Annotated in this window: 9 protein-coding genes; 6 read left to right on the top strand and 3 right to left on the bottom strand. The window is 73.4% G+C overall.

Annotated features, from left to right (window positions below):
* Positions 1-132 precede the first annotated feature (132 nt).
* The 5 genes from LCE31_RS30845 to LCE31_RS30865 all read left to right on the top strand — a co-directional run bounded on the left by LCE31_RS30845 (position 133) and on the right by LCE31_RS30865 (position 5,308).
* A complete protein-coding gene (locus tag LCE31_RS30845) occupies positions 133-1,377 on the top strand; it encodes an NAD(P)/FAD-dependent oxidoreductase (RefSeq protein ID WP_225020179.1) in 1,245 nt (414 codons plus the stop codon).
* Entirely contained in the window at positions 1,374-1,718 is a 345-nt protein-coding gene (locus tag LCE31_RS30850) for a (2Fe-2S)-binding protein (protein ID WP_225020181.1), read from the top strand. Before LCE31_RS30845 ends, LCE31_RS30850 begins: the two co-directional genes overlap by 4 nt.
* Entirely contained in the window at positions 1,715-3,142 is a 1,428-nt protein-coding gene (locus tag LCE31_RS30855) for an FAD-dependent oxidoreductase (RefSeq protein WP_225020183.1), read from the top strand. Before LCE31_RS30850 ends, LCE31_RS30855 begins: the two co-directional genes overlap by 4 nt.
* A gap of 220 nt (positions 3,143-3,362) precedes the next feature.
* A complete protein-coding gene (locus LCE31_RS30860; RefSeq protein ID WP_225020184.1) occupies positions 3,363-4,307 on the top strand; it encodes a dihydrodipicolinate synthase family protein in 945 nt (314 codons plus the stop codon).
* Positions 4,307-5,308: a proline racemase family protein gene (locus LCE31_RS30865; RefSeq protein ID WP_225020186.1), complete on the top strand. Its 1,002-nt coding sequence runs from the start codon at positions 4,307-4,309 to the stop codon at positions 5,306-5,308. Before LCE31_RS30860 ends, LCE31_RS30865 begins: the two co-directional genes overlap by 1 nt.
* Before the next feature lie 91 nt (positions 5,309-5,399).
* On the opposite strand, the gene LCE31_RS30870 is transcribed toward LCE31_RS30865, so the two are convergent.
* Positions 5,400-6,098, bottom strand: a complete 699-nt coding sequence (locus tag LCE31_RS30870) for a scabin-related ADP-ribosyltransferase (RefSeq protein ID WP_225020188.1) — start codon at positions 6,096-6,098, stop codon at positions 5,400-5,402.
* Between the two features lie 304 nt (positions 6,099-6,402).
* Between LCE31_RS30870 and LCE31_RS30875 the strand changes: the two genes are divergently transcribed.
* A complete protein-coding gene (locus LCE31_RS30875) occupies positions 6,403-8,016 on the top strand; it encodes a purple acid phosphatase family protein (protein ID WP_225020189.1) in 1,614 nt (537 codons plus the stop codon).
* A 60-nt stretch (positions 8,017-8,076) separates the two neighbouring features.
* On the opposite strand, the gene LCE31_RS30880 is transcribed toward LCE31_RS30875, so the two are convergent.
* Together LCE31_RS30880 and LCE31_RS30885 are read right to left on the bottom strand one after the other, a co-directional pair.
* A complete protein-coding gene (locus tag LCE31_RS30880) occupies positions 8,077-9,390 on the bottom strand; it encodes an alpha/beta fold hydrolase (RefSeq protein ID WP_225020191.1) in 1,314 nt (437 codons plus the stop codon).
* 7 nt (positions 9,391-9,397) lie between these two features.
* Positions 9,398-9,797: gamma-glutamyltransferase (locus tag LCE31_RS30885; protein WP_225020193.1), on the bottom strand; the 400-nt coding region annotated here is incomplete at its 5' end.

The raw sequence follows: 9,797 nt of genomic DNA on the forward strand, positions 1-9,797 counted from the left end.
GCCCCCTGCGGCACCACCCCGCCGCCGACCGTTCGCCGCGGTGGCCCGACGCGCGCCCCGCGGGCGCCCGTTGACACCCCCTTCCGGGCAACCTAATCTCAAGGCGTTCGCTATACAGAACGAGGAGGACGGGTGGACCGAACGCGCGTGGTCGTTCTCGGCGCCGGGATCGTCGGTTCCGCCTGTGCCCGTGAACTCGCCCTGGCGGGTTACGACGTCCTGGTGGTCGACCGGGGCGGCGCCGCCGCGGCGACGACCTCCCACGGCGAGGGCAACATCCTGCTCTCCGACAAGGGCCCCGGCCCCGAGCTCGCGCTCGCACAGTGGTCGAGGCGACTGTGGCCCGAGATCCTCGCGGAGCTCGGGGACCGCGCCGCACAGGTCGAATGGCAGCCCAAGGGCGGCATCGTGGTGGCGACCACGGAGGCGGGTGCCGCGGGACTGCGCCCGTTCGCCGAGGCCCAGCGCGCCGCCGGGGTCCGGGCGGAGGCGCTCGACGCGGACGCCCTGCGCGCCGCGGAGCCATACGTCACCCGCGACCACACGGCGGCCGTGTCCTATCCGCAGGACGCTCAGGTGCAGCCGGCCGGAGCGGCCTCGGCCCTCCTCTCGGACGCCCTCGCGGCCGGTGCGACCCTGCGCACCGGCCGCGAGGTGCTCGGCGGTGTCGTACGCGGCGGCCGGCTCACGGCGGTGCGCACCTCGCACGGGCCGCTGGCGGCGGACGTGTTCGTCAACGCGGCGGGCCCCTGGTCAGGCACTCTGGCCGAGCGGCTCGGCGCCCCCGTGGACATCCGGCCCCGGCGCGGTGAAGTGCTGGTGACGACGCCGCTGCCGCCTACGGTGTTCCACAAGGTGTACGACGCCGACTACGTGGGCGCCGTCGGCAGCGGCGCCGGCGATCTCCAGACGTCCGCGGTCGTGGAGGCCACCCTCGCGGGCAGTGTCCTGCTCGGATCGTCGCGACGGCGCGTCGGCTTCGACGACAGGACACGCCCGGAGGTGCTGTCGGCGATCGCGGCGAAGGCGCTGAAGCTGTTCCCGTCCCTCGCTGGGGTGCCGGTGATGCGCGCGTACGGCGGCTTCCGCCCGTACGTGCCGGACCATCTGCCGGTGATCGGCCCCGATCACCGGCTCGCGGGTCTGTGGCACGCGAGCGGTCACGAGGGCGCGGGCATCGGGCTCTCGGTGGGCACGGCTCGGCTGGTGCGGACGATGCTGGACGGCGGGGAGCCGGAGATCGACCCGGCGCCCTTCCGGGTGGACCGGCCCGCCGTGCTCGGCGAGCCGCACGAGGCGACCGGGACGGCGGCGTCCAGGACCACGGCGGCCGGAACGGCGGCGTCCGAGGAACGCGGCGAGGAGGAGGAAGCATGAGTCCGAGGCTCGTACCCGCCGGGTCGGACCCGGTCCGCCGTACGGAGCGCCCGCTGACGGTCACCGTCGACGGCGAGAGCGTGCCGGGGATCGCGGGGCAGACGATCGCGGGCCTGCTGCTCGCCTCGGGGCGCCGCGCGTGGCGGGCGGGTCCTTCCTGTGCGCCGCGCGGTGTGTTCTGCGGGATCGGGGTGTGTTTCGACTGCCTGGTGACCGTCAACGGCGAGCGGGACGTACGGGCGTGCAGGCGGCGCGCCGCCGACGGCGACACGGTCGCCACGCAGTCCCGCGAGGCGGGGGACGTGCGCGGGGCGCGGGAGACTCGGGAGGGACGGTCGTGAGCCGCCGTCATGTGGTCGTCGTGGGCGCGGGCCCTGCGGGTCTCGCGGCGGCGGACGCCGCGCTGGCGGCCGGGGCGCGGGTCACCCTGGTCGACTCGGCAGAGCAGCCGGGCGGCCAGTACCACCGGATGCTGCCTGACGCGTACGAGGCGGCCAACCCCGAGGTACTGCACCACGGTTACGCCGCGTTCGAGCGGCGCGTGCGGCGGGTGCTGGGGAACGCGCACTGCACCTGGCTGTCCGAAACCTCGGTGTGGGCGATCGAGCGGGACGACCTCGGAAGCGCACCGCTCGTGCATGTACGGGGCGAGGGCTCGCCGGGCCGCAGGAGCGTCCTCACCCCGGACGCACTGGTCCTCGCGCCGGGCGCGCACGATCGCGTACTGCCCTTTCCCGGCTGGGAGTTGCCGGGCGTGTTCACGGCGGGTGCGGCACAGGCCCTCGCCAAGGGCGAGCGGGTGGCGGTGGGCGAGCGGGTCGCCGTGGCGGGCACGGGCCCCTTCCTGCTGCCGGTGGCGGTGTCGCTGCTGGAGGCGGGCGCCCGGGTGGCGGGAGTGCTGGAGGCGGGCCGGGGTCCGCGGGTCGCGCGCGGCTGGCTGCGCAGGCCCTGGGAGCTGGCGGCCCAGGCGGGCAAGACCGGCGAACTCGCCTCGTACACGGCGGCGTTGGCGCGGGCCCGCGTGCCGTACCTGCTGGGCAGGACGGTGGTCGAGGCGCGCGGCGACGGGCGGGTCGAGGAGGTCGTGAGCGCGCGGGTGCGGGCCGACTGGTCCCTCGTCGGTGGCAGTGAGCGGGTCACCGCGGTGGACGCGCTGTGCGTCGGACACGGTTTCACACCGCGCCTCGAACTGCTGGTCGCGGCGGGCTGCGCGCTCCGGGGACAGACGCCGGACGGGGTGTTCGCGCGGGTCGACGACGTCCAGCGGACCAGCAGCCCCGGGGTGTACGCGGCGGGCGAGGTCACCGGGATCGCCGGAGCGCCCGCGGCGCGCGCGGAGGGCGCGGTGGCGGGCTGGCACGCGGCGGGCGGCGACCCGTCGGCCCGGCCGCTGTCCGCTCTGCGGCGCAGCCGTGACCAGGGGCGGGCCTTCGCCGAACGGCTCGCGGCGGCACATCCGATCGGCCGGGAATGGCCCGGCTGGCTGCGGGACGACACCGTGGTGTGCCGGTGCGAGGAGACCGACTACGCGTCGGTGTGCGCGGCGGCGGACGATCCGGCGACGGCGGAGGCGCGGGTCGCGAAGCTCGGCACCCGCGCGGGCCTCGGGCCGTGCCAGGGCCGCATGTGCGGGGTCACGGTCGCGGAGCTGCGTGCCCGTCTCGGGGCACCGGACGCCGACCTCGCGGCGCCGCACCGCAGGCCGGTGGCCGAACCGGTCCGCCTCGGCGAACTGGCCGCCCCCGCGCGGGGGGACGACGGATGACACCGCTCCCGCCCGGCAGGAGTGGCGGGCGCCGCCCCGGCCGGCCCTGACCGGTTCTGGACCGCTGCGGGGGACCGACCGCTTCTCCCACCCCGCTCACCTCACCAACCTCAGCCTCGCCTGTCTCACCGGCCTCATCCCCACCGACCTCAGCCTCACCCACTTCACCCGTCTCCCCCACTTCATCACCGTGCCGTTCGTCCCGAAGGAGTCACATCCCATGAGCCCCACGTCCCTTGACGGCGCACTCAACGGCGTCGTCGTGGCCACCGCCCTGCCCTACCGGGAGGACGCCGCGGCGCCCGCGGGCCTCGCCGTCGACCTCGACCGCTACGCCGAGCACTGCGCCTGGCTCGTCGACAACGGCTGCGACGGCGTCGGGCCCAACGGCTCGCTCGGCGAGTACTCGTCGCTCACGGACGACGAGCGCCGCGCCGTGGCGAGGGCGGCGATCGCCGCCGTCGCAGGCCGCGGCAAGGTCGTCGTCGGTGTGCACGGCGTCGGTTCGCACCAGGCGGCGCAGTGGGCCGAGGCCGCCGCCGAGGACGGCGCCGACGGCGTGCTGTGCCTGCCGCCCACCCTGTACCGGGCCAACCCCGGTGAGGTCGTGGCGCACTTCGAGGCCGTCGCCGCCGTCGGCCTGCCCGTGATGGTCTACAACAACCCCTTCGACACCAAGGTCGACCTCACGCCCGCCCTGCTCTCCGAGATCGCCGCGATCGACAACGTGGTGGCGGTCAAGGAGTTCTCCGGCGACGTGCGGCGCGTGCTGGAGATCAAGGAGCAGGCCCCCGGCCTCGATGTGATCAGCGGCGCGGACGATGTCGTACTGGAGAGCCTGCTGATGGGCGCCACCGGCTGGTTCGCCGGCTTCCCGAACGTCTTCCCCGCCGAGTCCGCCCGCCTGTTCCAGCTCGCGCGGTCCGGCAAACTGGAGGAGGCGCGCGCACTGTACGAGCCTCTCGTGGCGGCGTTCCGCTGGGACTCGCGCACCGAGTTCGTCCAGGCCATCAAGCTCGGCATGGAGATGGTGGGACGCTTCGGCGGCCCCTGCCGCCCGCCGCGCGGTCCGCTGGTGCCCGCGTTCCGTGAGCAGGTCACCGCCGACATGCGGCGCGCCATCGACGCGCTGGCCGCGCTCGGCGCCGACGGGCAGCGGGCCTGATGCGCAGCGTCCGCGCCCTCAGCGCCGTCGACTCGCACACCGAGGGCATGCCGACGCGGGTCGTCACGGGCGGGGTGCCGCCGATCCCGGGCGCCACCATGGCCGAGCGGCGCGTGCACGCCATCGAGCACCTGGACGAGCTGCGCCGCTTCCTGGTGGACGAGCCGCGCGGGCACTCCGCGATGAGCGGCGCGATCCTCCAGCCGCCGCTGCGGGACGACGCCGACTGGGGCGTGCTGTACATCGAGGTCAGCGGTTTCCTTCCGATGTGCGGGCACGGCACGATCGGGGTGGCGACGGTCCTGGTGGAGACCGGCATGGTGCCGGTGGCCGAGCCGGAGACCGTCGTACGCCTCGACACCCCCGCCGGGCTCGTCGAGGCGCGCGTCGCGGTACGGGACGGGGTCGCGGAGCGGGTCACCCTGCGCAATGTCGACGCCTTCGCGCTGGAGCTGGACGCCTCGGTCGACGTGCCGGGGCTCGGTGAGGTGCGCTACGACATGGCGTACGGCGGGAACTTCTACGCCGTCGTCGACCTGGCCTCGATCGGGCTGCCCTTCGACCGGGCGCGCAAGGACGAGATCCTCGCGGCGGGCCTCGCCATCTCCGACGCCGTCAACGCCCGTAACGCGCCGGTGCATCCGGCCGATCCGGCGATCCGGGGCTGCAAGCACGTGCAGTTCCTGGCGCCCGGGTCGGACGCGAGGCACTCGCGCAACGCCATGGCCATCCAGCCGGGCTGGTTCGACCGCTCCCCCTGCGGTACGGGAACCTCGGCGCGCATGGCGCAGTTGCACGCGCGCGGGGAGCTGGCGCTGGGCGACGAGTTCGTCAACGAGTCGTTCATCGGGACCCGGTTCACCGGGCGGCTGCTGGCCGAGACAGAGGTGGCCGGGCTGCCGGCCGTGGTCCCGGAGTTCTCCGGCCGGGCGTGGATCACCGGGACGGCCACGTACCTGCTCGACCCGCAGGACCCTTTCCCGCACGGGTTCGTCCTGTAGCGCCGCCGCGGGCCGCGCGATGCGGCTGCCCGCCCGCGGCGCGTGACCGTGCCCGGCCGGCCACCCTTCCCGGCCGGCCGGGCGCGCGGCCTCAGTGTGCGCCGACGAGCGGCGGCACGAACTGGTGGTTGATGCGGCAGCCCAGGTTCTCGTAGGTGTTGACCTTGGTGTCCGGGTCGGTCCGCAGCAGGTGGTACTTGCAGGCGCTCCTGATGTCGCTGCCGACGATCCCGCCCGGGAAGTCGATCTCCTTGTTCCACAGGTAGGGGGACTCGTAGCCGTCGAGATGGGCGGTGGCGTTCACGTCGATCCCGCCGGGAGCCTCGATGTCGTAGACCCATCCGGTCTTCGCCGCCCCGTAGGTGGCGAACTTCTCCGCCACCCACTTCTCGCAACTGGTGCTGAGATGGGCGGTGTTCTGGCCGCCGCCCTTGACGATGTACTCGGCCAGCGGCGCCAGCGTGTCCCCCCGCGGGGTGAAGCCGTCCTGGAAGATCTGCTCCACGTTCTCCCGGGTGTCGCCGCGCCACAGCGTGTTGGTGTCGTCGCGCCACTGCCAGTTCTCGTCCACCGCGGCCCGCTGGACGGCCGGCGCGATGGCGGGTGCGGTGGTGGTGCTCCACCAGTCCGAGGCGCGGAAAGGCTCGACCGGTCCGCAGGGCGCGGTGTCCGGCGCGGGGGCCGCCGTGGCGGTGGCCCGGTGTCCGGCCGCGTCCGCCGGGGCGGTGACGGCCAGTGAGGCGACGGCGAGAGTGGTGGCGACGGCGAACGGAAGTGCTGCCTTCAGCATGGCGGGAGCCCATCAGGTGATCAACAGAACGGGCTCTTTCTATCGCGGACAGTGACCATGGAACCCGCATGAACGATTCGCCCTCACTCCTGTGGACCAACGTTCCGCTCCGGGTGTCCGGGCGCGCCCGGACACCGGTCGGCACCGCCCCGTCCGAAGCGGCCCGGCGGCGGCCGTGGCGCGCCTTCGGGCGCCCGCCCCTGGGCCATGTCCCGTCGTACCGGGGAAAGCTGCCGTTCACCGTCCGGTCGCGGTGGTGCGGCACTCTTGCCCCCGTTCACCAAGCACCCGGGAGGGGACGCACATGGACACAGCGAACGGTGTGGACGGGCAGGGCGCGGACGCGTCCGGGGGCGGTCTGTCCCGGCGGCACGCCATGGGCCTGCTCGGCACGGCGGGCGCGGGCGCCGCGGCGGTACCGCTGCTGGGCGCGACTCCCGCAGCCGCCGCAGGGCCATCCGCCTCGCCGGCGTTCCACCCGTCGCCCGACTCCGGTGGCGCGTCCCCCGTCCAGGGCCTGCACCTGACGTTCGGCCCCGAGCCGAGCACGCAGATGAACGTCTCGTGGATCACCGACGGCGCGGTGAAGCGGCCTCGTGTCCTGTTCGGCACTCTGGAGCACGGCCTCGGGTCGAGTGCGGAGGCGTCCACGCGCACCTACCAGGACGGTAAGTCGGGCCGTACGGTCCACGTGCACCACGCGGAGCTGAAGCGGCTGGCCCCGGGCACGGACTACGTGTACCTGGTCTCGCACGACGGCGCGGCCCCCGACAGCGGCATGTTCAAGACCGCCCCGCGCGGCCGGGCACCGCTGACCTTCACGAGCTTCGGCGACCAGTCGGCGCCGCAGGTGACGTGGGCCGCCGACGGCACGGTGGCGCTGGACGCCAACTCGACGCCCGCGACGAAGGACATCGTCGTGGGCATCGAGCAGGTCGCGCCGCTCTTCCACCTGCTCAACGGCGACCTGTGCTACGCGAACCTGGACGTCGACCGGGTCCGTACCTGGAACAACTTCTTCACGAACAACACCCGTTCGGCCCGGTTCAGGCCGTGGATGCCGGCGGCGGGCAACCATGAGATCGAGGCCGACAACGGTCCCATCGGGCTGGGCGCGTACCAGACCTACTTCGACCTTCCGTCGACCGAGACGGACGCCGAGCTGAGGAACCTCTGGTACGCCTTCACGGCGGGCGCGGTCCGCGTCATCGTGCTCCAGAACGACGACCTCGCCCTCCAGGACGGCGGTGACGTCTACGTCCACGGGTACTCCGGCGGACGCCAGTTGGCCTTTCTGGAGAAGGAGCTGAAGGCGGCCAGGGCGTCGCGTGACATCGACTGGATCGTCGTCGCGATGCACCAGGTGATGGTCAGCTCCTCCGACGCCAACGGCGCCGACCTCGGCCTGCGGCAGGCGTACGGCCCGCTGTTCGACAAGTACGGCGTGGACCTGGTGGTCTGCGGACACGAGCACAACTACGAGCGGTCGCTCGCGGTGCGCGGTGTGGTCGCGGGCAGCGAGACGCTCACACCGAACCCGGCCTCGCGGCGGACGGATTCGATCGACACGACACACGGCACGGTGCACATGGTGCTCGGCGGCGGCGGTGTGTCCGGCACGACGAACCAGTCGTTCTTCAAGGACGGGACGGCGAAGGTGTTGACCGAGGTCTCCGCCACGGCCGGGGCGAACGGCAAGCGCACCCCGACCTACGTCAAGGAACAGGCCGTCTGGATGGGCAGCCGGGACGTCGAGCACCCTTACGGCTTCGCGGCGTTCACCGTCGATCCTGGCCGCCACCCGGGCGACACCACCACGATGCACGTCACGTACTACAACGTGAACAAGCCGAACGGCGACCTGTCGGTGTTCGAGAAGTTCTCCCTGCACCGGAGGCGTTCGGACGGGGGGCGCTGAGCCGCACGGCGCGGGGGCCGTCGCCCGGGGGTGCGGGACCCCGGGCGGCGGCCGTGCCGTTCAGGCGCCGCCGAAGCAGCCCCTGTCCTTGAGCAGGCCCGTCAGCCGGGTGAAGACGTGGTCGCCCTCGTGGAGTCCGTCGTGCTCGTACTCGTTGGTGACCCAGGCGTGCGCGTTGCCGACCCGCGACACCGTCTCCAGCTGGAGCCCCGGGTCGACGTACATGTCGTCGAAGTAGACCGCCGCCTCCACCGGGACCTCGTTCGCCGCCAGTTGGTCCAGGTCGTACAGGACGGGCCACTCCTCGCGCGCGGCGAGCAGTTCGACGGCGGGCCGGAACGGCCGCAGCGCCCTGATCTCCTCGAACATCCAGGGGTACATCATCTCCCCGGTGAACAGCAGGGGCCTCGCGTCCTCGCCGAACTGCGGGCGGGCGGCCCGCTCCCGGTCCGCGGCCCACGCGGTGGGCCCGTTCGCGCCGCTCGCGTAGATCGACTCCTGGAGCGCCGCGAACAGCGGGTTGGTGTCGAAGGCCGTGCGGTCCCTGACCCCGGCGAGGAAGGTGTCCGTCAGCCGGTCTCCCCGGCCCGGGCCGCCGCCCTCGGGGAACGCCTCGTCGAACAGCCAGTGCATGCGCTCGTACCCGGGCTTCATCCCGAAGTCCAGGCCGAGCGTCTGGAGCCGGCGTACGGTCAGGACGTCGCCGTCCGGCAGTGTCACATCGCCCTGCGCGAGGCGGTCGGCGACCCGCGCGACCACCTCCACGTCCTGCGGGTAGCGCTCCCGGAAGAGCCGGTTCTTCTCCTCGACCCGCGGATACGTGTGCCGGTACACCTCGGACGCGTCCGGGGTCACGGACGCGAGGCCGCCGGTCACCAGGCAGGCATGCAGTCCCTCGGGCGCCCTCGACAGGTAGGCGAGCGTGAGGAAGCCGCCGTAGCTCTGGCCGAGCGTGGTCCAGGGCCGGCCGCCGAACTCCGTCTTCCGCAGGTGCTCGGCGTCGGCGACGACGGAGTCCGCGAGGAAGTGCGCGAGGTGCGCGGCGCCCGCCTCTGCCCCGCCGAGCGCGGTCATGACAGCGCCGTCGACGGGGGTGCTGCGGCCGGTGCCGCGCTGGTCGAGCAGGACCACCCGGTGGGTCTTCAGGGCCTCGGCGATCCAGCCGCTCCTGGCGGTCGGCCGGGGCGACTTGCCACCGGGGCCGCCCTGGAGGTACGTCAGGAACGGCAGGTCCTCCCCTCGGCGCTCGGGGTCGACCAGTTCTCTGGCGAAGACCTGGATGGTGGCTTTGCCGGGGTCCGCCCAGTCGAGGGGGACGTCGCTTGCGTGGTCCCGGACGTGGACGCCCGGCAGTGTGTATTCGGCTGTGATCATCGTGCTGTCATCTTCCCACCGCGTAGCCCTGCATGCCGCGGGGGTTGGCCGCGGCCTTGAGCCAGCCGTCCTCGCGGGCGATCGCGCTGACGTGCCCCAGCGACCAGCTCTCGCCGGTCGCCGCGAGGTGGCCGCGCCTGCGCAGCTCGGCGACGACGGCCGGGTCGTGCCGGTCCTCCAGCAGGATGTGGCCGGGGTGGGCGTCGCGGGGGTAGAACGAGTTCGGCATGTGGGTGGTGTGGAACTCCGGGAAGTCGATGGCCTCCTGGAGGTTCATCCCGCCGTGTACGACGTTCAGGAAGAAGTGCAACGTCCACTGGTCCTGGAAGTCGCCGCCCGGGGTGCCGAACGCGAGCCAGGGCCTGCCGTCCTTCAGGGCGAAGGACGGGGTGAGGGTGGTGCGCGGA

The organism is Streptomyces sp. 8L (assembly GCF_020176795.1).
GTDB lineage: Bacteria > Actinomycetota > Actinomycetes > Streptomycetales > Streptomycetaceae > Streptomyces.